General features: G+C 44.9%; 24 protein-coding genes, 4 tRNA genes and 1 pseudogene. 17 read left to right on the top strand and 12 right to left on the bottom strand.

What is annotated here, in order from left to right; translation table 11 throughout:
* Positions 1 to 151 precede the first annotated feature (151 nt).
* On the top strand, positions 152 to 529 hold the full coding sequence (locus EYS00_RS03285; RefSeq protein WP_130635151.1) for a hypothetical protein: 378 nt from the start codon (positions 152 to 154) through the stop codon (positions 527 to 529).
* Positions 530 to 563: 34 nt separating this feature from the next.
* Here the strand turns inward: EYS00_RS03285 and EYS00_RS03280 are convergent, their stop codons facing one another.
* Both EYS00_RS03280 and bioA read right to left on the bottom strand, forming a co-directional pair.
* Positions 564 to 1535 (bottom strand): calcium/sodium antiporter, encoded by a 972-nt coding sequence (locus tag EYS00_RS03280; protein ID WP_130635150.1) that lies wholly within the window; start codon positions 1533 to 1535, stop codon positions 564 to 566.
* Positions 1536 to 1657: 122 nt separating this feature from the next.
* A complete protein-coding gene (gene bioA / locus EYS00_RS03275) occupies positions 1658 to 2989 on the bottom strand; it encodes an adenosylmethionine--8-amino-7-oxononanoate transaminase (RefSeq protein WP_130635149.1) in 1332 nt (443 codons plus the stop codon).
* Between the two features lie 38 nt (positions 2990 to 3027).
* Here bioA and bioB point away from each other — a divergent pair, with 38 nt between their 5' ends.
* The 4 genes from bioB to bioD are packed head-to-tail and all read left to right on the top strand — an operon-like array spanning position 3028 to position 6816.
* Positions 3028 to 4155, top strand: coding sequence for a biotin synthase BioB (gene bioB / locus EYS00_RS03270; RefSeq protein WP_130635148.1), 1128 nt, complete (start codon positions 3028 to 3030; stop codon positions 4153 to 4155).
* Positions 4155 to 5345: an 8-amino-7-oxononanoate synthase gene (gene bioF / locus EYS00_RS03265; protein ID WP_130635147.1), complete on the top strand. Its 1191-nt coding sequence runs from the start codon at positions 4155 to 4157 to the stop codon at positions 5343 to 5345. Before bioB ends, bioF begins: the two co-directional genes overlap by 1 nt.
* Positions 5342 to 6145, top strand: a complete 804-nt coding sequence (locus EYS00_RS03260; protein ID WP_130635146.1) for a methyltransferase domain-containing protein — start codon at positions 5342 to 5344, stop codon at positions 6143 to 6145. Before bioF ends, EYS00_RS03260 begins: the two co-directional genes overlap by 4 nt.
* Positions 6145 to 6816 carry a dethiobiotin synthase gene (gene bioD / locus EYS00_RS03255; protein WP_130635145.1) on the top strand — a complete coding sequence of 224 codons (672 nt, stop codon included), beginning with the start codon at positions 6145 to 6147 and terminating at the stop codon, positions 6814 to 6816. Before EYS00_RS03260 ends, bioD begins: the two co-directional genes overlap by 1 nt.
* Here bioD and pepE read toward each other — a convergent pair.
* On the bottom strand, positions 6787 to 7509 hold the full coding sequence (gene pepE / locus EYS00_RS03250) for a dipeptidase PepE (protein ID WP_130635144.1): 723 nt from the start codon (positions 7507 to 7509) through the stop codon (positions 6787 to 6789). The two genes, bioD and pepE, sit on opposite strands and share 30 nt — an antisense overlap.
* 142 nt (positions 7510 to 7651) lie before the next feature.
* Positions 7652 to 8554, bottom strand: coding sequence for a hypothetical protein (locus EYS00_RS03245; RefSeq protein ID WP_130635143.1), 903 nt, complete (start codon positions 8552 to 8554; stop codon positions 7652 to 7654).
* Between the two features lie 273 nt (positions 8555 to 8827).
* Here EYS00_RS03245 and EYS00_RS03240 point away from each other — a divergent pair, with 273 nt between their 5' ends.
* On the top strand, positions 8828 to 9295 hold the full coding sequence (locus EYS00_RS03240; protein WP_130635142.1) for a low molecular weight protein-tyrosine-phosphatase: 468 nt from the start codon (positions 8828 to 8830) through the stop codon (positions 9293 to 9295).
* Between the two features lie 149 nt (positions 9296 to 9444).
* Positions 9445 to 10788, top strand: coding sequence for a class II 3-deoxy-7-phosphoheptulonate synthase (locus EYS00_RS03235; RefSeq protein ID WP_130635141.1), 1344 nt, complete (start codon positions 9445 to 9447; stop codon positions 10786 to 10788).
* A gap of 162 nt (positions 10789 to 10950) precedes the next feature.
* Here the strand turns inward: EYS00_RS03235 and EYS00_RS03230 are convergent, their stop codons facing one another.
* The 3 genes from EYS00_RS03230 to EYS00_RS03220 are packed head-to-tail and all read right to left on the bottom strand — an operon-like array spanning position 10951 to position 13276.
* Positions 10951 to 11274, bottom strand: coding sequence for a hypothetical protein (locus EYS00_RS03230; RefSeq protein WP_130635140.1), 324 nt, complete (start codon positions 11272 to 11274; stop codon positions 10951 to 10953).
* 2 nt (positions 11275 to 11276) lie between these two features.
* The gene (locus EYS00_RS03225; protein ID WP_130635139.1) at positions 11277 to 11492 is read right to left on the bottom strand and encodes a DUF3820 family protein; all 216 of its coding nucleotides are present in this window, start codon (positions 11490 to 11492) and stop codon (positions 11277 to 11279) included.
* Positions 11492 to 13276, bottom strand: coding sequence for an ABC transporter ATP-binding protein/permease (locus EYS00_RS03220; RefSeq protein WP_130635138.1), 1785 nt, complete (start codon positions 13274 to 13276; stop codon positions 11492 to 11494). The genes EYS00_RS03225 and EYS00_RS03220 overlap by 1 nt, the downstream gene beginning before the upstream one ends.
* A 165-nt stretch (positions 13277 to 13441) precedes the next feature.
* Between EYS00_RS03220 and moaA the strand changes: the two genes are divergently transcribed.
* From moaA to EYS00_RS20790, 3 genes and pseudogenes are all read left to right on the top strand, one after another.
* Positions 13442 to 14410: a GTP 3',8-cyclase MoaA gene (gene moaA / locus EYS00_RS03215; protein ID WP_130635137.1), complete on the top strand. Its 969-nt coding sequence runs from the start codon at positions 13442 to 13444 to the stop codon at positions 14408 to 14410.
* A gap of 55 nt (positions 14411 to 14465) precedes the next feature.
* Entirely contained in the window at positions 14466 to 14741 is a 276-nt protein-coding gene (locus EYS00_RS20795) for a GNAT family N-acetyltransferase (protein WP_242618636.1), read from the top strand.
* 58 nt (positions 14742 to 14799) lie between these two features.
* A pseudogene (locus tag EYS00_RS20790) lies at positions 14800 to 15003 on the top strand (GNAT family N-acetyltransferase); the annotation flags it as partial.
* 8 nt (positions 15004 to 15011) lie between these two features.
* Here EYS00_RS20790 and EYS00_RS20785 read toward each other — a convergent pair.
* The 3 genes from EYS00_RS20785 to EYS00_RS03200 form a co-directional block, all read right to left on the bottom strand.
* Positions 15012 to 15362, bottom strand: coding sequence for a tetratricopeptide repeat protein (locus tag EYS00_RS20785; RefSeq protein ID WP_242618635.1), 351 nt, complete (start codon positions 15360 to 15362; stop codon positions 15012 to 15014).
* A complete protein-coding gene (locus EYS00_RS03205) occupies positions 15304 to 16629 on the bottom strand; it encodes a response regulator (protein WP_242618634.1) in 1326 nt (441 codons plus the stop codon). Before EYS00_RS03205 ends, EYS00_RS20785 begins: the two co-directional genes overlap by 59 nt.
* Before the next feature lie 196 nt (positions 16630 to 16825).
* A complete protein-coding gene (locus EYS00_RS03200; protein ID WP_130635136.1) occupies positions 16826 to 17125 on the bottom strand; it encodes a DUF1244 domain-containing protein in 300 nt (99 codons plus the stop codon).
* Positions 17126 to 17341: 216 nt separating this feature from the next.
* Here EYS00_RS03200 and EYS00_RS03195 point away from each other — a divergent pair, with 216 nt between their 5' ends.
* From EYS00_RS03195 to sufU, 3 genes are read left to right on the top strand one after another with little or no spacing between them, the layout of a single operon-like run.
* The gene (locus tag EYS00_RS03195) at positions 17342 to 18184 is read left to right on the top strand and encodes an XdhC family protein (RefSeq protein WP_130635135.1); all 843 of its coding nucleotides are present in this window, start codon (positions 17342 to 17344) and stop codon (positions 18182 to 18184) included.
* Positions 18181 to 19410, top strand: a complete 1230-nt coding sequence (locus EYS00_RS03190) for an aminotransferase class V-fold PLP-dependent enzyme (RefSeq protein WP_130635134.1) — start codon at positions 18181 to 18183, stop codon at positions 19408 to 19410. The genes EYS00_RS03195 and EYS00_RS03190 overlap by 4 nt, the downstream gene beginning before the upstream one ends.
* Entirely contained in the window at positions 19407 to 19856 is a 450-nt protein-coding gene (sufU, locus tag EYS00_RS03185) for a Fe-S cluster assembly sulfur transfer protein SufU (RefSeq protein WP_130635133.1), read from the top strand. Before EYS00_RS03190 ends, sufU begins: the two co-directional genes overlap by 4 nt.
* A gap of 16 nt (positions 19857 to 19872) precedes the next feature.
* Here sufU and EYS00_RS03180 read toward each other — a convergent pair whose 3' ends face one another.
* Together EYS00_RS03180 and EYS00_RS03175 are read right to left on the bottom strand one after the other, a co-directional pair.
* Positions 19873 to 20508, bottom strand: coding sequence for an outer membrane beta-barrel protein (locus tag EYS00_RS03180; RefSeq protein ID WP_130635132.1), 636 nt, complete (start codon positions 20506 to 20508; stop codon positions 19873 to 19875).
* A 267-nt stretch (positions 20509 to 20775) separates the two neighbouring features.
* A tRNA-Val gene (locus EYS00_RS03175) sits at positions 20776 to 20851 on the bottom strand.
* Positions 20852 to 21158: 307 nt separating this feature from the next.
* Here EYS00_RS03175 and gltX point away from each other — a divergent pair.
* The 4 genes from gltX (at position 21159) to EYS00_RS03155 (ending at position 23234) form a co-directional block, all read left to right on the top strand.
* Positions 21159 to 22568 (top strand): glutamate--tRNA ligase, encoded by a 1410-nt coding sequence (gene gltX / locus EYS00_RS03170; RefSeq protein ID WP_130635131.1) that lies wholly within the window; start codon positions 21159 to 21161, stop codon positions 22566 to 22568.
* 91 nt (positions 22569 to 22659) lie between these two features.
* Positions 22660 to 22735: transfer RNA gene (locus EYS00_RS03165), tRNA-Ala, on the top strand.
* A gap of 81 nt (positions 22736 to 22816) precedes the next feature.
* Positions 22817 to 22892 (top strand) — tRNA-Glu (locus EYS00_RS03160).
* Positions 22893 to 23158: 266 nt separating this feature from the next.
* Positions 23159 to 23234 (top strand) — tRNA-Glu (locus EYS00_RS03155).
* Positions 23235 to 23237 lie beyond the last annotated feature (3 nt).

Genomic DNA, 23237 nt, shown 5'->3' with positions numbered 1-23237 from the left:
GAGTAAATTCGTTAATGTTTTGGATTATTTGCCGATAAAGAGTCATGTTTCAACAATTATGCTGGATTGGTGTTTTTTACAACGCAGCTTTTATCCAATAGCGAGCTAGTATACTCAACACGCCGCATGATGCCAAAAATCTGAGTGACAAATGGGAAATAAAAACAGAAATAGTGATTTTGTCGATAGACGCAGAGCGCCAAAAACTCGAGATGCCTTCTATAAAGTTGCCATTAGCTTGAACTTTATGGGATGGGCCGGGTTAGTTTTGACCCTAATTTTGTTTCACTTTGCTCGTCCAGATTTTGTTAGTGGTGTACAAAATTACTACGGTATTGCTGGCAGTGGCTGGTCACCAGAGTACGTACTTGCAATGACAAGAACGCTTCAAGTGTGTATTGGACTGAGTGTGCTCGGAATGTATATGCGTTCAAGAAGAAGTCGCCGCAAATCCGACCGTTTTGGAGCAAACTTATTCGTGCTATGCGGTATTGCGGTAATGAGTCTAATGTCGTTAGCGAGCGCGTAGTCGCTGCTTAATTAACTACGCGCTCGACAATTTATTAATTTAGAAATGCGGCCGAAATTAGCCAGTAGGTGTAACCAATATAGGCCGCGACAAAGACCCCACCTTCCAATCGGTTTAACCTTCCGGGCCCTTTGAGCCCAATACAGAATATGAATAGTGCAACTGTGCTGATTAGCATTACTGCCACATCGCGATAAATAAAGTCCGATGCCACTGACATGGGTTGAATCAAGCCTGCTATGCCTACAACGGCTAACGTGTTGAACATATTAGACCCAATAACATTACCCAGTGCCATGTCGTGTTCACCCTTTTTAACCGCCATTAAGGATGAGGCTAATTCAGGCAGTGACGTACCAATGGCTATGATAGTGAGACCGATGATGGTGTCGCTTACACCAAAGAAAGTCGCAATTTCAACCGCTCCCCAGACTAGGATGCGTGAGCTTGCAACAAGCAGTAATAAGCCACACAGTAACCAAATTACATGGGTCTTAACTGTGCCTTGAGAAGCACTTATTTCTTCATTGTACTCGTCGGCTAATGCGTCTTTCTCGCCCTTTACGGCTTGGAAAATACTCCATGAAATCAGTAGCACGAACAAACCAATGAGTGAGTAAGCATCGTCTTTTGATACTGACTGATCGAGCAACTGCCAAGAGGCGAAGAATGTAATGCCGAGCAATACGGGAAGCTCTTTTTTTATAATTTCAGATTTAACTGCAATAGGGCTTATGAGCGCGGTAAGGCCAAGAATTAACATGACGTTGGCAATATTAGATCCATAGGCATTACCGAGGGCGATACCAGAATTACCTTGAATAGCGGCAAATATTGAAACGATGATTTCTGGTGCAGATGTGCCAAAGCCAATGATCAGCATTCCGATGAGAAGAGGCGATACACCAAAATGATTGGCTACAGACGCGGCGCCACCGACGAACTTCCCTGCACTCCACAACAACACAGGCAAGCCGACTAAAACGGCAAGTGTCGCTAGTAACATGTTTACTCCTGTTAAATACTTACCTTATAAGTGTATCCGTACACTGGGTAATGCGCCAAGGTTTAATGTTGTAGATTTTGTAAGAAAACAAAACCTTGGCGTTAAACTGCTTTGAGTTGGGTCTATAAGACTTTTAGCGCAGAATACATAGCGTGAGAGAGCCTTGAAAGTTGCTGACTCGAGATGACATACGGGGGCATAACATAGACGCGTGTACCAAATGGCCGGATCCAAACGCCACTTTTGACAAATAGCTTTTGAATGGCTGCCACGTCGACTGGTGTATGGGTTTCAACCACGCCAATCGCGCCTAAAACCCGCACATCGGCGACATTAGGGAGTGACGCACAAGGCGCTAACTCAACGTTTAGTTGTTGTTCAATGTTGGCGACTTGTTCTTGCCAATGGTTTTGATTGATCAGTGACAAACTGGCGTTGGCAACGGCACAAGCAAGTGGATTGCCCATGTAAGTTGGCCCATGCATAAATACACCTGGTTCGCCTTGGCATACGCCAAGTGCTACATCTTCTGTGCAGATGGTTGCGGCCAGCGTCATGTACCCACCGGTGATGGCTTTGCCCAAACACATAATATCGGGCGAAATACCAGCATGCTCACAGGCAAAGAGCTTTCCGGTGCGACCAAATCCTGTGGCTATTTCATCGCAAATCAGGAGTACATCATAGGTATCGCATAACTGTCGACAGCGTTTTAAATATTCGGGATGGTACATACGCATACCCCCAGCGCCTTGAACAATCGGTTCTAAAATGAGCGCGGCCATTTCGCTATGATGTTTTTCAAATAGCTCCTCCATCGGAAGGATATCGTCTTCACTAAAAGTGTGGTCAAATCGTGTTTGGGGCGCAGGCGCAAATATTTGTTTGCGTAACACTGATTCAAACAAACTGTGCATACCCGTCACCGGATCGCATACAGACATAGCGGCAAAGGTATCCCCGTGATAACCATTACGAGGCGATACAATCCGGGATTTTTCAGGGCGACCCTGGCATGCCCAATATTGAATAGCCATTTTAATGGCAACCTCTACGGACACCGAGCCAGAGTCAGCAAGAAACACTCGTTGTAATCCCGCGGGTACCATATCGAGTAATGTCTTACATACGTCAATCGCTGGCTGGTGTGTGATCCCACCAAACATCACATGTGAGAACGCGTCTATCTGCTCATGGGCTGCTTGATTCAATACAGGGTGATTGTATCCGTGAATGGCTGCCCACCAACTCGACATACCGTCGATTAAAACTTCACCCGTAGCAAGCGTTAACTCTACGCCATTAGCACCAACCACTTCATAACAGGGCAAAGGATTGGTTGCAGATGTGTACGGATGCCAAATATGTTGCTTATCAAATTCAATATTGTTCAAAATATAACCGTTAGTAAACTTATTTGATTGGTCAGAGTTGACAACTTTGTTCTGGCGCATAGACTAAGCCAGCATTTTGAAATAGTAAAGGACAGCAGATGAGCGTGAAGTCAGCCGCTACTAATAATACGTCAACCATTCGTAACGACTGGACTAAAGCAGAAGTTGATGCTTTGTTTGCGTTACCGTTCAACGATTTGTTGTTTAAAGCGCAGTGTGTGCATAGAGAAAATTTCGACCCTAATGAAGTACAAGTCAGCACGCTACTTTCTATAAAAACAGGTGCATGCCCTGAAGACTGTAAATATTGTCCACAGAGCGCTCGCTATGACACGGGTCTTGAAAAAGAGCGTTTGTTAGAAATTGAAAAAGTTATACAGCGCGCGAAAGAAGCCAAACAAGCTGGTTCTACTCGTTTTTGTATGGGAGCTGCTTGGCGCAACCCTCGCGATCGCGACATGCCGTATATCACCAAAATGGTCGAGGAAGTAAAAGACTTAGGCTTAGAAACTTGCATGACCTTGGGTATGCTCACGCGTGATCAAGCTCTCGCGTTAAAGCAAGCCGGTCTTGATTACTACAACCATAACCTCGATACCTCGCCAGAATTTTACGGTGACATTATTACCACGCGCACTTATCAAGACCGTTTGAATACGCTTGAAAATGTTCGCGCCGCCGGTATGAACGTATGTTCTGGCGGAATTGTCGGTATGGGCGAGTCTGCGTCTGACCGTTCTGGCTTGTTAATTCAATTGGCCAATCTACCTGAGCATCCGCAAAGTGTACCCATTAACATGCTGGTAAAAGTCAAAGGGACACCGCTGGATAAAGTTGATGATTTAGACCCATTTACTTTCATCCGTACCATTGCCGTTGCCCGAATCATGATGCCTAAGTCACACGTAAGGTTGTCGGCCGGACGAGAAGCGATGAACGAGCAAATGCAAGCACTTTGCTTTATGGCTGGCGCCAACTCAATCTTTTACGGTTGTAAGCTACTCACCACATCAAACCCAGACACTCACGAAGATGTTATTTTGTTCCGCAAGTTGGGTATTAATGCCGAGCGTACCAGAGAGTTTTCTGATGAAGCCCATCAGCAAGTACTCGAAGAGGAAATTGCAAAGCAACAAAGTGCTGGCGATGATTTGTTTTATGACGCCACTGAGAATAAAAAAACGGCCAAAGTGTCGACAAAACCTGCGCAAACTGTGGAGGCGTAATGGCCTTTGATTGGCTAGAAACACAGTTGTCTGAGCGAGCAGAGCAGGGCTATCTGCGTCAGCGAAAGTGTCAGCAATACGAAAAAGACAACATTATTTGTATTAACGACGCTCATTACTTAAATTTTTCGAGTAATGATTACCTTGGAATGCGACACCACGAAGGGGTGTTGCAGGCTTGGGTTGAGGGGCTGGCGCAATTCGGCGCTGGCAGCGGCGCATCTCCGCTGGTGACGGGACACACCCAAGCGCATTTGGCGTTAGAGACTTATTTGGCTGATGCGCTCGATAGAGAAGCGGTGCTTCTATTCAACTCTGGGTTTTCTGCTAATCAAGCAATATGTCAGGCATTGTTCGCACAAGGCGGCGACATACTTGCAGACCGGCTTATGCATGCCTCTTTTTTAGATGGGGCTTCATCGAGTAAAGCGCAACTTCGTCGATTTAAACACAATGACATTAAACATCTAGCTTCATTGTTTGAGAAAGTAAAATCTCAAGATTGTCTTGTTGCCACCGAGGGTGTGTTCAGTATGGATGGTGACAGCGCACCGGTGCGTGAAATAGCTGACATTACTAGCACAAACAAGGGCTGGTTAATGTTAGATGATGCCCACGGGTTTGGAGTGCTGGGCGAACACGGACTCGGTACTGCAGAGTTGCACAATCTATCTCAGTCAGATGTTCCTATTCTAATGGGAACCTTTGGCAAGGCCATCGGCACAGGCGGCGCATTTATTGCGGGCAGCCAAACGCTGATTGATTATTTGGTCAATTATGCCCGGCATTACATCTACTCTACCGCCATGCCCCCGTCTCAGGCTGTGGCGACATTGTTTTCTATTTCCCATGTTGTGAATAACGGTGACGGTAGAGCCAAACTCCACGAAAACATCGCTGACTTTAGAGACCGTTTCTCTGCGCTGATCGGGCAGGCGAGCGAAAGTGATCTTTATTTGGCTGATTCACATAGTGCAATACAACCGGTAATCGTGGGGACGCCGGAAAAAGCCTTGGCCCTCAGTGAAGCCCTTGCGCAACGGGGAATTTGGGTTCCTGCCATTCGCTACCCTACCGTGCCAAAAGGAGAAGATAGGTTGCGTATTACTTTGTCTGCAACACACACGTCCAAAGATATCGAAGTTCTGGTTGATGCCATTGGGCTGTCGTTAGAGGAAGTGGTGAAATGACAATGAGTCAGGCAGCGTATCAACACATAGATATCGATAACCCAATTGCGCCAGCCGACGTAGCAAAAAGCTTTTCTCGATCGGCACGTACCTACGATGAAGTCGCGCAGATCCAAAATCAGATTGGTGAGGCTGCATTGCGCCATTTACCTCAATTGTTGTCAGGTAATGGTCTAGACATTGGTGCCGGAACTGGACGACATACACAAACGCTCAATAGCCGTGGGGTTAGTATACAAGGTGTAGACTTAGCGAAGGGCATGGTTGACCAAGCTCGAGCGCTTTATCCCGATATTTCTTTTTCAGTGGCTGATGCTCAGTCTTTACCGTTTTCAAACAGTAGCTTTTCATTCGTCTTTTCCTCTATGGCATTACAGTGGTGTACGAATTTACATGCGGTAGCGGATGAGGTTGAACGAGTACTCGAAACAGGTGGTGTTGCCGAATTAGCAATTATGGTGGACGGATCGTTTACAGAGCTTCACAAGGCGAGAGCCTTAGCATCGTTGGACAAAGCAGATACTCCATTACCCAGCTTGCAACGCTGGTTAAGCGCATTCCAATCGACCAAGTTGCGTGTATCACGGGTTATCACCAAAGACTACGTCGATTATCACCCAAACATATTGTCGCTACTGCGTTCTATAAAGCATGCAGGTGCAGGTGCCACAACACGGCAAAATGCCTCTTTGAGTAAACGAGATCTCAAAAAGTTAAGTATGGTGTATCAAGGTATGAGTGATTTGCCAAAGGGCTTACCAATTACCTATAGAGTTAGTCATTTCAGGTTAGAAAAGTAATGAAGCAGTATTTTATTACCGGTACAGACACCGAAGTTGGGAAAACCTACGTAACTGCACAATTACTCAGTGCTGGTGGGCGTTTAGGTAAGAACACATTAGGCTATAAACCTGTTGCTGCTGGCTGCGAGCGGGTAAACGATGAATGGGTAAATGAGGATGCGTTAGCACTTCACACTGCCAGTAGTATGGACGTTTCATTAGATATTATTAACCCTATTCGCCTTATTCCACCCATTGCACCACACATTGCAGCACAAGAAGCCGGTATTGTTCTAGATGAGCCATCTATCGTGGCAGGTTTAAATGCGCAGCAAGCGTTGAGACCCGATCTTTTGCTCATGGAAGGCGCGGGTGGATGGCGCTTGCCTCTGTCGAACGACCTATTTATGTCTGATGTTGTTGCACACCTAAACCTACCGGTGATCCTTGTAGTGGGTATGAAGTTGGGGTGTTTGAATCACGCACTACTCACCGCAGAATCCATAGTGAGCAGCGGTTTAACCTTGGCGGGTTGGATAGCGAATGATGTTTCTGGGTGTATGTCTCGTTATGACGAGAACGTTAACACCCTGAAAAGAGCGATGCCGGCGCCTCTATTGGGTGAAATACCCTTTGAAAATGCACCGGATGAGGGCATGCTAGCGGCAATAATCGACAAATTGTGTTAAGTCGTCACCCTCTTTTATGGGTTGCTTTTCGTCTGCGATGAAGACAAAGCCCCCCAAATCTCCAACAAGTGTTAACTTGTCGTCAGTGAGCTTTAGCGCAGTGCCCTCGCGAATAGCTAACACAGGTGTAGTAGGGTTAACGGTGGTAAATTCAGCCAAGCGTTGGTCTCGGGTTTCGCCATTATGTCCGGGAGCAGCGTAGTCGGTGTAGTGTGGATTAAGCTGACAAGAAAGCACATCGAGTGCATCAAAAGACGGCGGTGCAATAATTGGCATGTCGTTGGTTGTTCTAATAGTCATACCGCAAATATTTGAGCCTGCGCTCCAACCAACATAAGCAAGCCCGTCAGCAATGGCTGCCTTTAAAGGTTCAATTAAATCAAGCTCGTACAGTGTATACAGTAAGTGAAAGGTGTTACCCCCGCCAACCATAACCGCTTGATTATTGGCAATGGCGTTTTCAATCGCTTCACGGGGTGAAGATACCTGATGTAATCCCGTGACATTCAGTGCCGGTAATCCTTCAGCGACTCGCTGGGTATATTCATCGTAACTTATGGTAACGCCAGCAAAAGGAATAAACAGCACATCAGTGATACCGTTCAAATGTTCAGAAATGAAAGGCTGGGCGTGGGCTAGGTAAGGTTCATCGTTTTTGCGAGAGCTACTTAGCATCAATACGTGTGCAGTCATGAATACTCCAGTTTTTTCTATAGTCGCTTGGTCTTTACGGTGGCGAAGATTTTTTGATTTTAGTTATCGCAAACAAATTATACGGTATCTTTGTTGACGTTATCGACCCTTGTGAAGATTTCTGCGGCTCTGGTTAGTTAACCTAACGGGTGACGAGCGCGACTCGTTTTATACTGACGTGATACTCTTTGAATAATTCAGGTATATCATCGGGGAGTTGCCCGTTCAAAAAGTGTCGCAACACTTTACCATTTTGACTCTCTGGGTTAAGTCTAATGCCAACAAACTCACTTTTACTAACGTCTTCCATGAGTATTGGTGTATCCGAATAATTTTGTTCTTTGTAAAAATCGAGAGCGGCTAAAGGTACTTCAATGTGTATCCATTCATCCATAATTGATGAGGGTGTTAAACTCGATAGATATGAGGCGTTTAACGATAGGGTAGATGGGTCGTTGGCTCCTTGCTCGAAAAGAGTGATAGATAAGTTTATGTTGCCATTGTCGAGAGCTAGCAGCTCTTCTTGACTTATATACTCTCCATAAGCTTCATTGAGTGCGGTGGTGTGAGGTATTACTGTCTCTGCACTGTGTATTTTAAGCTCGATAATTATCGACGCTAAACTCTCAACCTTGGTCGGCGAGCCTGCAAAATTTATTTCCAACCCATTCGCATGTTGATGATGCCAGTCAGTAAGCTTTTTAACTAAGACTGTGCGATACGTTATTTCACCGCCGCAAGTTGGATCAGCGATATAGTTTGACGTAGAAAAATCATATCGCTCAGGTGGCAATGCCACACCTAAAAACTCAGCACTAATGGATTCATCGCTGATGTGGTTCCAGCCTGATAAAGAAAACACATCCGAATGGAATAGAACGATTTGATTCTGGCGTCTTTCCGCATCTGGCTGACATTCCTTAATAATGTTGATGGCAACATGATGGTTACTCGACGTGTCTGAAAATACCGAAAACGACCATAGCCAACTCGACATAACGAGTGTTTTGATGGTGAAGGTCTTCATCGTGGGTTTTAAGGTCATTGCTTGCGTTATTGTGATAGCACTATGACGATTAGCATGAAATATTCCTCGCATCGGAGCAAGGTACGTAACCAATGGTATTGCAAGATAGCTGACTTTTCACCGAACTTTTCACTTTATCAGGAGCTATAGCCCGCGTATGTTCTATGTGTTTTACTGGTGGAACTGAGCCATTTCATTAAAGGCTTACAACGCTGAATTTCTTGTACCCCTATAGGGGCTGAGATATTCTACACAACGTGTATTCAACTCATTTTTCATTTTCTGGAGTACTTGTCCGTGCCTTCTGTTTTATTTGTTTGTTTAGGAAATATATGTCGATCGCCTACCGCTGAGGCTGTTTTTAGACATAAAGCAGCGCAAGCAGGGCTCGACATCAACATAGACTCGGCGGGAACCCATGGGTATCACATTGGCAAAGCCCCTGATAAGCGTTCTCAAGCCGCAGGTGTTGAGCGAGGATATAGCTTTAAGGGAATAGCTTGTCGAAAAGTTGCAGATGATGATTTTGATAAATTTGACTACATCTTGGCTATGGATAGCAGCAACTTGGCCAACTTACTTGAGAAAGCACCCGACGCTCAACGTCACAAAGTAAAATTGATGCTAGATTTTGCGCCAGGGCACGAAGGCCAGGAAGTTCCCGACCCGTATTATGGCGGAAAAAAAGGCTTTGAATTGGTACTAGATCTGATTGAAAGCGCCTCTGACGGCTTGATAAAACAACTTCAAGCAAGTTAATCAAAATACAAGGCCAACACGGTCTAAAAAACTTTCTAGATTTTCACGCTGTCCTACTAGTTCCATACATCAATTGTGTTACAGTGGCGCCAAAGTAACCACAGCAACTGTTGCCCTACGTTGTATGGAATATTAACAGGAGAACATTCTTGAGTAATTGGCAACCCGATAGCTGGAGGCAAAAGCCTATTCTTCAGCAACCTACCTACGAAGATTTAACGCGATTGTCCGAGGTAGAAAAAACACTGAGCACTTATCCGCCACTTGTTTTCGCCGCGGAAGCAAGAGAACTCCGTCGTCAGCTAGGTGAAGTAAGTCTAGGTAAAGGCTTTTTACTGCAAGGTGGTGATTGCGCCGAATCTTTTGACGAGTTTAATGCGCCAAAAATAAGAGATACGTTTAAAGTATTGCTTCAAATGGCTATTGTTTTGACGTTTGCAGGCCGTTGTCCGGTAACAAAGGTTGCTCGTATGGCGGGGCAATATGCCAAGCCGCGTTCATCGGATTTTGAGACTAAAAACGGTATATCATTGCCAAGTTATCGCGGTGATATTATCAACAGCTTCGAATTTACCGAAGACGCAAGACGTCCTAATCCAGACCGTTTGTTAGAGGCATACCATCGTAGCGCATCAACCTTGAACTTGTTGCGGGCTTTCGCTCAAGGTGGTTTAGCAGATTTACACGAAGTGAATCGTTGGAATATGGCGTTTGTTGAAAACAATCCGTTGAAAGAACGCTATCACGATATGGCGATGCGTATTCAGGATACGTTGGAGTTTATGGATGTGATTGGAATCAATTCACAGTCGAGTCCTACACTGCACGAAACGTCTTTATTTACCTCGCACGAAGCACTGTTGCTTAACTACGAGCAAGCCTTAACACGTATAGATACGTTAACTGGTAAGCCGTATGATTGCTCTGCGCACATGGTATGGATTGGAGAACGCACGCGTCAGCTAGACCATGCCCACATTGAGTTTTTCCGTGGCATTCACAACCCGATTGGCGTGAAAGTTGGCCCAACCATGGAAGAAGATGAACTCATTCGCTTGATTGATGCTCTTAATCCGCTCAACGACCCTGGTCGTTTAACGCTGATTACTCGTATGGGCGCAGACAAAATTGCTGACAATCTACCTCGTCTACTACGAAGAGTTAAAGCGGAAGGGCGTCACGTGGTATGGAGTTCTGACCCCATGCATGGCAATACCTTCTCTGCATCGAGCGGTTATAAAACCCGTGATTTCGACGCAATTTTACGTGAAATCAAGCAGTTCTTTAATGCACATGATGCTGAAGGCACACACGCTGGTGGTATTCACTTAGAAATGACCGGACAGCACGTCACCGAATGTACCGGCGGTGCTTACGAAATCAGTGACGATGACTTAGCACAAGCCTACAAAACTCAGTGTGACCCACGCTTGAATGCCGACCAAGTACTCGAAATGGCATTCCTCGTTGCAGACCACTTACGTAACGCTTAATAGATAAATACTATGAAGCTAGTGTGGGAAGTGATGACCTTTTTACAGGCGTCTGAGGCATGGATGCCGAAGCCGAGCCCCCAGGGATGGGTTCACGGCGTACAGTAAAAAGGTTATCACTTTCCCTCACTGCGGCGTTGCGTTAACCTCTTAAGCGTCGTATTACGATGCTAGCGCCTGTTCTCTTTCCTCTTCAGTAAGTACACCGGTAAAAATCGTTTGTCGTCTTAACTTTACTGTTCTTTCATCATCTGAGAGTAACAAAGCTTCGAAACGCTGTGGGTCGTCAATGGCCTCCAGAATAACTTGCCACATTATGTAGCTGCCATAACGCATGATGCCGCTTTGATAGCGCTCTTCGAGTCGCTCAATTACTGGCGTTAGAAGTGCAGGCTCTTCAATAATTTTAGTCGCAACGCTGCGATGAATTTTTAAAGCGTTGTCGTCGAGAATGGCATATTGCTGCCTTCGAGTACGTGAATACATAACTAATCTTCAACTAATAGGGGTTCTACAAGGGCCTCCAAGCCGTTGAGTTTTATTTCATACATGAGGGCAAGTTGCTCTCCTAACTTGCCTTGAGGGAACCCTTGTTTGTGAAACCATACGAGGTAGGGCTCTGGTAGATGAAAGAGTCTGCGCCCTTTGTATTTTCCAAAAGGCATGACTTGGTTTATCGCATCTTTAATTTTTTCAGGGTTCATCAGTCTTCGCTGTGCTGTTGTGCAAGCCAAAGCGCTGCATAGTGACCGTTCAAAGCAAGCAGTTCACTGTGTGTACCCCGTTCAACAATCGCCCCTTTGTGCATGACCAAAATCGTATCTGCATCGGTAATAGTTGAGAGTCGGTGGGCAATGACCAAACTCGTGTGACCTTTGGCTGCATCTCTAAGTGCACTCAAAATTGCCTTTTCTGATTCGCTGTCTAAAGACGATGTTGCTTCGTCGAAGATCAGAATTGGGGCGCCTTTGAGAATAGCTCTCGCTATTGCTACTCGTTGCTTTTCGCCACCAGACAGCTTTAGGCCTCGCTCACCCACTTGAGTCTCTAATCCGTCAGGCAGACTTTCGACGAATTGTGTTAAGTGGGCAATAGAAAGCGCTTTATTAACCGCCTCATCGTCTGCATCTGGATTGCCATACAATACATTTTCTTTCAGCGAAGTGTTAAACAACACAGTATCTTGAGGAACAATACCAATATGCTCACGCAAGCTATTTTGCGTGACGTTTTTAATATCAACGCCATCGATTCTCACAGTGCCGCCGGTAGGCTCATAAAATCGGAACAAGAGTTTCATTATGGTTGACTTGCCGGTACCACTTTCACCAACAATAGCCACTTTTGAACCAGCCGCTACATCAAAAGACACATCGTTAAGAATGGGGCGAGACTCTTGGTAATGGAAGTTAACTCCGGTAAATGAGACTGCAGGTTTGGGGGCCTTGAGTTTTGTTGCATCAGGAGCATCCTGAATGACCGGACTAACATCTAGCAGTTCAAACAAGTTATCGATATTGGCCAGTGAACCGCGAATTTCTCGGTAAACAAAACCCAAGAAATTCAGCGGCATAAATATCTGCATGGTAAAGGCGTTAATCAACACAAAATCGCCAATGGTCATGCGTCCATTCATGACGCCAAAAGCTGCATTTGCCATCATAGATGTCATTGCAATCGCAATGATGCTGGCTTGTCCGCCATTTAATGCGAACAAAGACAAACGGTTTTTGCGGCGGGCCTTCTCCCAACCGGCTAAGTCTTTGTCGTATCGATTGGCTTCAAAGGTTTCATTGTTGAAGTACTTCACCGTTTCAAAATTGAGAAGACTGTCCACGGCTCTTGAATTGGTGGTTGAGTCGGCTTCGTTCATTTGAATCACAAAACGGGTTCGCCAGTCAGTAGCCTTCATTGAAAAAGTCACGTAGGCAACTACGCTCGCCAGTATGATAGCGGCAAATGACCAACCGAATTGGATGTAGAGTAAACCAACCACCAGTAGAATTTCGAGTAGGGTAGGGACAATGTTAAATACCATAAAGCGCATCAAAAAGCTGATGCCACTGGTACCTCGTTCAATATCTCTTGCAAGACCGCCAGTGCGTCGATTCAGGTGAAAACTGAGGTCGAGGTTGTGCAAATGTTTGAAGACGGTTAGTCCCAACCTACGCATCGCGCGCTCGGTTACCCGACCGAATAGGGTATCTCTCACTTCACCCAGCAACACGTTGATTAAACGTAATGCGCCATAGGCGATAATCAAACTAATGGGGACGGCTATCGCTAGGGTAGTTACATCGGTGTTGAGAGTATCTACCGTGTACTTAAGCACATAAGGTAAACCAATACTTGCGAGCTTGGCAGCCACTAAGCAAGCCAGTGCTAAAGTGACTCTGCCTTTAAATTCAGTAAGGTAGGGAATGAGTAAAGGAATAACTTGCCACCTTACTTCCTTGGTGGCTCTTTCTGGGTAGGGATTGCGTCTCATGGATGTGCTAGATGAATGATTTACTTCATTTTACGGTATATACCCACAGATCGCTCAAACAAATATAGATTAATTCTCCTTAAATTATGCGTATACAGTCATTTCTTTCTTGTGCAAGCCATCGTAAACTCAAGGTATTGAGTAGTACTAACTTTAGGGAAAAGCGTGTTATCAGATACTTTTGGGCGTCAATTCCATTATTTGCGTTTGTCATTGACAGAGGCTTGTAATTTTCGCTGCCAATATTGTTTGCCTGATGGTTATAAAGGTCCGTCTGATGATCAGTTTTTAACACCCGCAGAGATACGTACACTGCTTACCGGCTTTTCTCAGCTCGGCACGAGCAAAGTTAGGCTTACAGGTGGAGAGCCCACACTCCGAAGAGACTTCGTCGACATTCTCTCGTTGACGGCAAACACGCCAGGGATTGAGCGTGTTGCTATGACAACACATGGTGGTCGACTTGCGAAATTTGCACATGATTGGAAGGACGCAGGTTTAGACCAGATCAATGTGAGCATTGATAGCCTAGATCCACGCCAGTTTGCTGCTATCACTGGGCAAGACAAACTCAAAGAGATTCTTCTCGGTCTGGATAAATCCATTGAAGCCGGATTAGACGTTAAGGTAAATACTGTCCTTCTCAATGATTTTACCGACAGTCGTCTTTCCCGTTTCCTCGATTGGCTAAAACACATGCCTGTCACCTTGCGGTTTATTGAACTTATGCAGACGGGTGAAAATACTACTTTTTTCAATCAACAACACTATCGTGCAACGCCTATCAAAGAACAACTTCTCAACGCAGGCTGGCAACCTGTGATACGACGCAAAGATGCTGGGCCAGCGCAAGAGTTCTATCATCCCGATTACGCAGGAAAGGTCGGCTTGATAATGCCGTACAGCAAAGACTTCTGCTCCTCATGTAATCGATTAAGAATAGCGGCCAACGGCAACTTACATTTGTGCTTGTTTAGTGAAAAAGGAATTTCTGTGCGTCACTGGCTAAAAGAAGGTGACGTAGAAGGTTTGAAGGAACACTTAGTTTCGTGCTTGGGTAGTAAACATGCTACTCATTATTTGCACGACGGAAACACTGGGGCAACCAAACATCTTGCAATGCTGGGAGGCTAAAAGTCTCAGTCAAGGTGGTGGGCTTAAAAAGCTATGGTAGGCAAAGGAGCGGACCATGCACATAGAAGACAGCGACAGATTGTCTTATCACTTTGTGACAAACGATGATGCAGATTTCTTGTGGGAAATAGACCAAGACGAATCTGTAATGCGCTTTATCAACGGTGGAAAGAAGACATCCAGAGAAGACATAGACAATATTATGCTTCCTCGCCTTCAAGCGTATGCTAATTTCGCATTTGGTTGGGGGATTTGGCGAGTACAGGAATTGTCTAGTGGAGAAAATATCGGTTGGGTGCTCGTAAGACCCTTCGGGTTTTTTCACCAATGACCCTCAGTGCGATAATCTTGAGCTAGGATGGCGCTTTAAAAGAAAGTCGTGGGGAAATGGATTTGCCACAGAAGCTGCCGCTGCAGTAAAACAAGCATTGCAAGAATTGGGAACGGAAACTTTTTCTGCCATTGCTGACCCCGAAAATACTGCGTCTAGTAGAGTGATGAAAAAGCTTGGAATGGAATACTTGCACGACTTGGATTACAAAGATGCGCTATACGAAGGCAAAGTGGCAGTTTATAGCACTGAGCGAAATTAGTTCGCTACCTACATGAGTTCCTCTAAGCCGAGTTGCTTAACACTCTTATAGCGTTTCTGTTGGTCCTTGTTTAAGCGGACATTTTCCAAGGTCGTAATGCATTTAACGACAATACCAGGGGCAATGTCTTTCTTCTTTTTCTCTGAATTGGCTATTGATTGAAGTAGGTTCAGTGCGATAGACGGGTTCTTCGGCATTAACCGAAATGCCTGTAGAAAAGACTCGTAAGACCTATCTAACTCACCACTCTGATAGGCGCTAACGGCATGGTTGTTTAATGCTTTGGGACTCAGCGCAATATCAGTTTTTCGGTTTTTCCTGTTTGATGTAGCGTGATAACAGGGTGTTGCTGTAGCCATTTTCCTCACACTGAACTTCGATTTGAGCCAGCAATGCGAGCGCATTGCTGCGTAAGCCTACTTCATGTAATGCTTTTGCCGTATCAAGCTGAGCATCGATTGGTTGGTTCGCAACATGCCGCATGTCGAGTTTTTCTAACAATACTTTTGCTTGTTCAGTTTCATTTTTCAGGTAGAGCATACGCGCGTTAATAACATTAATTTCATCGGTTAATCTAGCACTCGGATGTTGCTTTTTAAGCTCTCGAAGATAGTCAGTCGACTCTCGAATTAAGCTGGCAGTTTCTCCGCTGTCAGATGTCATTGCATAGTCTATTCCTGCTCTAGCTACATTCAAATAGCTCTCAGGTTTGTCGTGTATTGAGTGTTTACCATACCGAACGACTTTTTTGGCGCTATCGAATTGGCACGCATAGTCATGAGTTAGCCTAGAAAGTGCCATTGCGGTTTTATGTCGTGCAACGTTTCGTGGTGAAACGCTTCCTGCTACGGTAACGCATTCTAAAGCGTCATCATATGCTTCGTTTTTTATTTGTAAGTTCGACAACAAATCGTACGCGGCCAACATACAGTCTGGCTGCATGGCGAGGTTGAGTAACAGTTTCTCTGCAGCGTCGTCTTGATTTTTTTGCAGTAAACACTTTACTAACCCCAGTTGCGCCCAACTGAATGCCTGTACTTTCATGGTTGCTTCAAAAAAGTGTAAAGCGTCTTCGAATCGTTCACTGGCGAGGAGCAAATCCCCTTTGAGTTTTAGGGCTAAAGGCGCGTACTGTGAGTGAGAGTTTGACGCGAGCAGGCGGTTAACTTGTGTGATGGCGTTGTCATGATCTTCGCTTTCCATGGCGGCATACACGGATTTAAACACACGTTTTCTTTGTACGGCGCGGCTGATTCGTTTATCCAGTTCCTTGGTTGTGAATGGCTTAGCAATAAATTCATCAGGTTGTAGCTCAACGATGGCATGAACAACCTCTGCAGCAGTATCTGCGCTAGTGAAGATAAAAGCGGTAGTTAGTGGGATATGGTGGTGACGCTTTAATTGCTCAAAGAGGCCATAACCTCGTTGCTCTTCTCCGAGATCGTACGCACATAGCACAATGTCGTAATGATTCTGAGACAGTTCATTGTATGCGTAAGATGCGCGCTCGACATAACTAATTTGACGAAATCCAAGTTCTTCAAGAGAGAACCTAAGATGACTTTTGGCGAGAGTTTGATCCTCTGCAACCAATACCGTTAACGATTTCGCTACGTCCGATTTCATGCCATTTCCTAACCAACAGGGCTATCATTTGGAAGTTGGAGCATGTGAGTGCTTTAGCCTAAACAACGGTAAAGACCAACACGATCTAGTGAGTCAATCTCTTAGTAAAAAGCATGATTAATAAAGCGTCAATCTCTATATTAGAAGAATAATGACCGCCCAGCGCGAAAGTCAGCTAACTCACTGGGCTGCTTGGTTATTTTTTGCTCGCTTGTTTTGCTTCAAAAGCGGCGAGTTGTTCTGGTGTTGCTTTGGCTTGGTAATTTTCTTTCCATTCTGAGTAAGGCATGCCGTAAACGGCTACTCTTGCCGCCTCGTAGTCTACTTCAATACCCCGTTCTTTCGCTTCAGCGGAGTACCATTTAGCCAAACAGTTACGGCAAAAATCTGCAAGGATCATCAAATCGATATTTTGAACATCTTTATTATTATCTAAGTGGCTAAGAAGGCGGCGAAACGCGGCAGCTTCGATTTCTGTTTTTTGTTGGTCGTTCATTGTTGGACTCCTTATTCTCAATGAGGTGCAACATAATGGGAAAGTCTATAAATCTCAACCCTTACTATATTGCTTAATAAAGCTGTATACGTTGCTGATGGTAATAAATGGTTAAGTGATGGAAAAATTATTGATAATTTTTTTCAGCGCTATACGGTAGACTTCAATTTTTAGAAGCATCGTCAAACAAATGCAAGTCGGTCAGAAGGAACACCTGTGTCGAAGACCATCTTTGAATTAACCGATCAAATGCAGAAGCGTCGTGAGCCTTTTGCAATAGCTACTGTGGTAGAGACCTACGGTTCTGTATCAGCAAAAACTTCTTCAAAGGCCATAATAAATAAGCAGGGGCAGGTGTTAGCAGGCTGGGTAGGTGGTGGTTGTGCCGAAAGCACGGCATGCGAGCAGGCGGTGGAATGTATTGAAACCGGCAAAACGGCACTACTAGATATTGACTTAGACGACGAAATGCTTGGTGCTGGAATGCCTTGTGGTGGAGGAATGCGCGTGTACGTTGAACCTGTATTACCAGAGCCTACACTCTGGATCATGGGACACGGGAGAGTTGCTGAATGTCTCTGTTCTATTGGTAGTCTAATGGGACTGAACGTCATTATTAACGATATGGGAGCAACCTGGGAGAAGTTTCCAAACGCATCTCAAATTATTACCGATGACATCGACTATTCAACCCTTACACCAGACAAAGACGATTATGTGGTTGTGGCAACGCAACACAAGGGCGATCACGAGTCCATCGGACAAGCTTTAAAAAGTGAAGCAGATTATATTGCGCTCATCGCAAGTAGAAAGCGCGCCAAATTGGTATTGGATTACCTCGCTGAGAACAATTTTAGTCAAGAAGACATTGAACGGGTAAAGGCGCCTTGCGGCATTGATTTGGGCGCGATTACGCCCGAGGAGATTGCTCTGAGTATCATTAGCGAAATAACGATGCTTCGAAGAAAAGGAACAGGTTTACAACGTCATCAGATGCTAAAAGAGGAGAATGGTGACGCGTCTCAAGACAAACCGTCTTTGGAAGTTATTTCTGGATGACCTTAACAACGCGGGTTAAAGAAGCATTCCCCATTTTCTCAAACCTAGAAACGGCACATCTGCCATTTCATTACCTCGACAATGCTGCGACAACGCACAAACCTCAGTGTGTCATTGATGCTATCAGCTGCGCTTATGCGAGCGATTATGGTCCTGTTGCCAGAGGGTTATACCCCCTTGCTGAATCAGCGACAACATACTTCGAAACAGCGCGGGAAACAGTCGCGCAATTTATAGGAGCAACATCTGATACGGTTATTTTTACCTCAGGTGCTACATCTTCATTAAATATGGTCGCCGAGTATGGCGTTAAACCCTTCGTAAAACCGGGTCAGGAGATTTGGGTAGGGCAGGCAGAGCATCATGCGAATTATCTTCCATGGCTGAGGGTTTGCGAGCAAACTGGGGCTAAACTCAAAATCCTCGAAATCGATACAGAAGGTAAACTTGTTGTTCCATCATTTGATGCGATAGATGCGGGGCAGGTGGCCTGTATAGCATTATCACTAGTTTCTAATGTACTTGGTTGTTACTCCAACATAGCCTTAATTATTAAACGTGCTAAAGCGCATGGCATAGCAACCGTGGTTGATGCAGCGCAGGCAGTTGTCACGGAAATCATTGATGTATCAGAGATCGGTTGTGACTTTTTAGCTTTTTCTGCGCACAAAATGTTTGGTCCAACAGGAATAGGTGTGTTGTACGCGAGTGCAGAATACATCGAGCGTATGCATCCAATGCTACTTGGCGGTGGAATGGTAGAATGGGTTGGAAAAAACTATTCTGATTCATCTTGGGTGTCTGGTGTACAAGGTTTTGAGGCTGGGTCTCCAAACCTTGTGGGAGCTATTGGGCTAAAATCTGCTGTTGAATTTATTGAAGGGTTAGATAGACAAAAGCTAAAAGAACAGGTGTCGCAGCTAGCCATCAATTGCGCCGTAAAAATTTCCGCTTTGTCTGGTTACAACGTTATTGGTACTGAGGAAAACTGGCGAGCGGGTATAGTAACCTTTGTGCATGACACGGTTCACCCCCATGATATCGCACAAGTATGCGCTGATAATGGCGTAGCCATTCGTGCGGGACATCACTGTGCGCAACCGCTGATGGAGGCGCTAGGTTATGGAGCGACTGCACGCGCAAGCTTTAGTATTTACAACGATCAAAGCGATATTGACGCGCTTATCGATTCGCTTAAACAGGCCGCAGAGATCTTTGCATTATGAGTAATACAGCCTTGTATAAAGCTGAACTGCTAAAACATTTCAAAACGCCTCAAAACAAGCATCAAGGGGATTTTCCTGATGATATGCACACTGCGCGAGGAAGTAATCCTCAGTGTGGTGACGATGTTCAAGTAGGAATTAAGTTTTCTGATGAGGATAATTGTACCCACATCAGTGCCATTGGCTTTAAAGGGCGAGGGTGTTCTGTATGTTTAGCGGCAGCGTCAATGATGACGGTAGCGGTTGATGGCAGGGATATTCAAAGTGCCTCAAATATCAGCGAGCTAATGGGGCAGTGGATAAACAATAAGCTCGAGGATGAAAAACTCATCCCCGAAGTGCTTGTGCCTCTTAGCGCGGTAAAAGATCATCCCGCGCGTAAGAAATGTGTGATGTTATCGTTTAATGCGTTAGATATTTTATTAAATAAAGCGCGTTCAACCTGAATACTTTGTATCTAGTTTAGAATTGGTACTGCCAAGTGATATGCCATTTGCTTAACTTCAGATAATTGTAATGTTCATACCCAGTTTTTACGGCCCAGTTATCCGAAAACTGCCACAGTAAACCTACGCCCGCTTTCACGTTTACTTCATTATTATTAAAAGTAACCAGTTGTTGAGATTGGTCTGTACTTCTAACTTCCGCGTCTACGTTGTAGTACGCCAAACCTGCGCTTACGTAAGCATCAATACTGTCTGAAACAGGAAAAGCACTATAGGTGGCTTCGATTTCCAATATTGCCACATCAATGTCATAACTTTCGTCATTGAATAAGCCACTTAAAAAGCCGTACTCGATTCCACTGGTATATCTAGCCGTAATTGCAAAATCGTCAGTGACATAGTAGCCCACACCAAAGTTTGCATTTACGATATCTGAGTCGTTGTCATCAAATTCACCGTCACTAAACACGTCAACAAACGTATCGGGCAACTCACTTCGAATGTCTTTTTCATCGTATGTGTAGAAGCTAGTGCCTGCTGATAAATCAGCAAACCATCGTCCGCTTCTATCATTATTAGCTTTTACTGCAGTACACGTTAACAGACTCGCTGAAATCAACAGTCCTACTCCTGACGTTTTTAAAACCTGCATTCCATTTCCTTGTCAATGTAATCCGGTGCAATAGTAGATAGTTGCTACTTTGATAAAAAGTGAGAAATTGTAAAAAGATGTCTCAATATTCTCTATTTTTATTCGAGGAATCAGTCAGGGAGTCCGCAGAGAATCGTAAAAAAGAGGAGAAAACTTAGTGACGCAATATTTCAGTTAGAGTGATATTTTAGTGAATGGAGATAGGTTTAGTGCCGGCTCACAACGAAATTACTGGACAACTGACCGGAGAAATATTTCTAAGAAAGATGGTGGACGCTACTGGGCTTGAACCAGTGACCCTCGCCTTGTAAGGGCGATGCTCTCCCAACTGAGCTAAGCGTCCATCTTGTTTACTAACTTGCCTGAGCAAGTGGGGCGGTATTATAGGGTGGCTTCTGAGACTGTCAACACCAAAATGAAAGAAAAATGACTGTATGCCCGAAAAGTAATCATTTTGCCAAGTTTTGGCTATTTTTCTTTCGGTTAGCGGGCAAATTTAACAGTGCAATCACAGCAACAAGGGGGGTTCTACTTATATTGTGGATGCTTTTTACTTAATCGGCACTTAAGTCTTTATTATCGTCTTTTTCCGAGGAGCGGAGACTGGTAGAATGCGCGCACTTTAATTTTAAAACCTTGAGAGAGTTATCATGTCGGTTGTTACCAGATTTGCTCCAAGCCCAACAGGCTACTTACATGTTGGCGGTGCCAGAACGGCACTTTATTCTTGGCTATTGGCGAAAAAGAATGGGGGCGAGTTTGTTCTTCGTATCGAAGATACTGATATTGAACGTTCAACTGAAGAAGCGAAACAAGCCATCTTAGACGGAATGCAATGGCTTGGATTAACGTGGGACACTGGCCCTATTTATCAAACTGACCGCTTTGACCGATATAAGGTACTAATCCAGCAATTATTAGATGAAGGCAAAGCTTACAAGTGCTTCATGCCGGCAGAAGAATTAGATGCCATTCGTGAAGGACAAAAGGAGCGAGGTGAGAAGCCACGTTACCCGGGTACATGGCGTGACCGTACTGACCACCCTGAAGGTCAGCCTTTTGTTGTTCGTTTTAAAAACCCGCTAGACGGTAACGTGGTTATAAAAGACCATGTTCGCGGTACTATCGAGATTAGTAATACCGAGTTGGACGATCTTATTATTCAGCGCTCTGATGGAACGCCTACCTATAACTTCTGTGTTGTGGTTGACGACTGGGACATGGGTATTACTCATGTGGTTCGTGGCGAAGACCATATCAACAACACACCTCGTCAGATTAATATTTTAGAAGCGTTAGGCGCACCAGTGCCTGAATATGCTCATGTATCAATGATTTTAGGCGACGATGGTAAGAAGCTGTCTAAACGCCATGGTGCTGTGAGCGTAATGCAATACCGTGACGACGGTTATTTGCCTCAGGCTGTGATGAATTACTTGGTTAGACTGGGGTGGTCTCATGGTGACCAGGAAATTTTCTCACAGGAAGAAATGATTAACCTGTTTAGTCTTGACGCCATTGGTCAGTCTGCTTCTGCGTTTAACACCGAAAAGCTAATCTGGCTAAATCAGCACTATATTAAGAGTATGCCTGCAGAAGAAGTTGCTGAACACGCGATTTGGCATTTCGTACAACTCGGTGTTGATGTTTCTAACGGACCTGCACTAACTGATGTTATTGGCGTTCAAGCAGACCGTGTGAAGACACTTAAAGAGCTTGCTGAAATTTCTTCCTACTTCTATCAAGATTATTCTGATTTTGATGAGAAAGCGGCGAAAAAACACCTGCGTCCAGTAGCGAAAGAGGCACTTGCTTTAGTGAAAGAGAAGTTACTTTCAATCGATGAATGGTCACCAGAATCTATTCAAACAGCGATCAATGCAACCGCTGAAGAGCTTGAAGTGGGCATGGGTAAAGTAGGTATGCCGTTACGTGTTGCTGTTACTGGCGGTGGTAATTCTCCTTCACTTGATATCACGTTAAATTTGATACCAAAAGACAAAGTTGGCGAGAGAATCGACAAAGCGCTTACTTTTATAGCAAACAGAGAGAATTCATAAAAAAACCCGTTGACATAAAAGGGGCGGATGCCTAGAATGCGCCCCGCTGTCACGGAATGGTCACATACAACTAGTACGTGAAATTGCATAAGGGGCCATAGCTCAGCTGGGAGAGCGCTTGCATGGCATGCAAGAGGTCGGCGGTTCGATCCCGCCTGGCTCCACCAGATTTTAGGCTGGTAACTCATAGTTTTGGAGTTATCCCCGACAAAATTTTAGTGTTGCACTGCAACACTAGCAAAAATTTTGTCCCCTTCGTCTAGAGGCCTAGGACACCGCCCTTTCACGGCGGTAACAGGGGTTCGAATCCCCTAGGGGACGCCATATTCCGCGTCACGGTCGGTTAACTGTGAAATAGGCTAGAGAGAACACACATTTGTGTAAATATCTCTCTGACCGAAAATATAGTGGCTTCTTAGTCACTATCAAGTTCTTAGGATAAGGTCGCTCAATTCCGTTAACGGAATTTCGCCTTACAAAAAATCTCGAAAGCGTAGCTTTCGAAAGAAGAATATAAGGCCGGTAATTTCACCAGTGAAAATTATCCCCGACAAAATTTTAGTGTTGCATGCAACACTAGCAAAAATTTTGTCCCCTTCGTCTAGAGGCCTAGGACACCGCCCTTTCACGGCGGTAACAGGGGTTCGAATCCCCTAGGGGACGCCATAT

Origin of the sequence: Alteromonas sp. KUL49, assembly GCF_006538345.1 — a bacterium.
Classification (GTDB): domain Bacteria; phylum Pseudomonadota; class Gammaproteobacteria; order Enterobacterales; family Alteromonadaceae; genus Alteromonas.
This window is presented reverse-complemented; position numbering and strand designations above follow the sequence as displayed.

Coding starts and splice junctions, on each gene's coding strand:
- EYS00_RS03285 (WP_130635151.1), top strand. CDS start 152: ATGGGAAATAAAAACAGAAATAGTGATTTTGTCGATAGACGCAGAGCG.
- EYS00_RS03280 (WP_130635150.1), bottom strand. CDS start 1,535: ATGTTACTAGCGACACTTGCCGTTTTAGTCGGCTTGCCTGTGTTGTTG.
- bioA (WP_130635149.1), bottom strand. CDS start 2,989: ATGCGCCAGAACAAAGTTGTCAACTCTGACCAATCAAATAAGTTTACT.
- bioB (WP_130635148.1), top strand. CDS start 3,028: ATGAGCGTGAAGTCAGCCGCTACTAATAATACGTCAACCATTCGTAAC.
- bioF (WP_130635147.1), top strand. CDS start 4,155: ATGGCCTTTGATTGGCTAGAAACACAGTTGTCTGAGCGAGCAGAGCAG.
- EYS00_RS03260 (WP_130635146.1), top strand. CDS start 5,342: ATGACAATGAGTCAGGCAGCGTATCAACACATAGATATCGATAACCCA.
- bioD (WP_130635145.1), top strand. CDS start 6,145: ATGAAGCAGTATTTTATTACCGGTACAGACACCGAAGTTGGGAAAACC.
- pepE (WP_130635144.1), bottom strand. CDS start 7,509: ATGACTGCACACGTATTGATGCTAAGTAGCTCTCGCAAAAACGATGAA.
- EYS00_RS03245 (WP_130635143.1), bottom strand. CDS start 8,554: ATGACCTTAAAACCCACGATGAAGACCTTCACCATCAAAACACTCGTT.
- EYS00_RS03230 (WP_130635140.1), bottom strand. CDS start 11,274: ATGTATTCACGTACTCGAAGGCAGCAATATGCCATTCTCGACGACAAC.
- EYS00_RS03225 (WP_130635139.1), bottom strand. CDS start 11,492: ATGAACCCTGAAAAAATTAAAGATGCGATAAACCAAGTCATGCCTTTT.
- EYS00_RS03220 (WP_130635138.1), bottom strand. CDS start 13,276: ATGAGACGCAATCCCTACCCAGAAAGAGCCACCAAGGAAGTAAGGTGG.
- EYS00_RS20795 (WP_242618636.1), top strand. CDS start 14,466: ATGCACATAGAAGACAGCGACAGATTGTCTTATCACTTTGTGACAAAC.
- EYS00_RS20785 (WP_242618635.1), bottom strand. CDS start 15,362: ATGGCTACAGCAACACCCTGTTATCACGCTACATCAAACAGGAAAAAC.
- EYS00_RS03205 (WP_242618634.1), bottom strand. CDS start 16,629: ATGAAATCGGACGTAGCGAAATCGTTAACGGTATTGGTTGCAGAGGAT.
- EYS00_RS03200 (WP_130635136.1), bottom strand. CDS start 17,125: ATGAACGACCAACAAAAAACAGAAATCGAAGCTGCCGCGTTTCGCCGC.
- EYS00_RS03190 (WP_130635134.1), top strand. CDS start 18,181: ATGACCTTAACAACGCGGGTTAAAGAAGCATTCCCCATTTTCTCAAAC.
- sufU (WP_130635133.1), top strand. CDS start 19,407: ATGAGTAATACAGCCTTGTATAAAGCTGAACTGCTAAAACATTTCAAA.
- EYS00_RS03180 (WP_130635132.1), bottom strand. CDS start 20,508: ATGCAGGTTTTAAAAACGTCAGGAGTAGGACTGTTGATTTCAGCGAGT.
- gltX (WP_130635131.1), top strand. CDS start 21,159: ATGTCGGTTGTTACCAGATTTGCTCCAAGCCCAACAGGCTACTTACAT.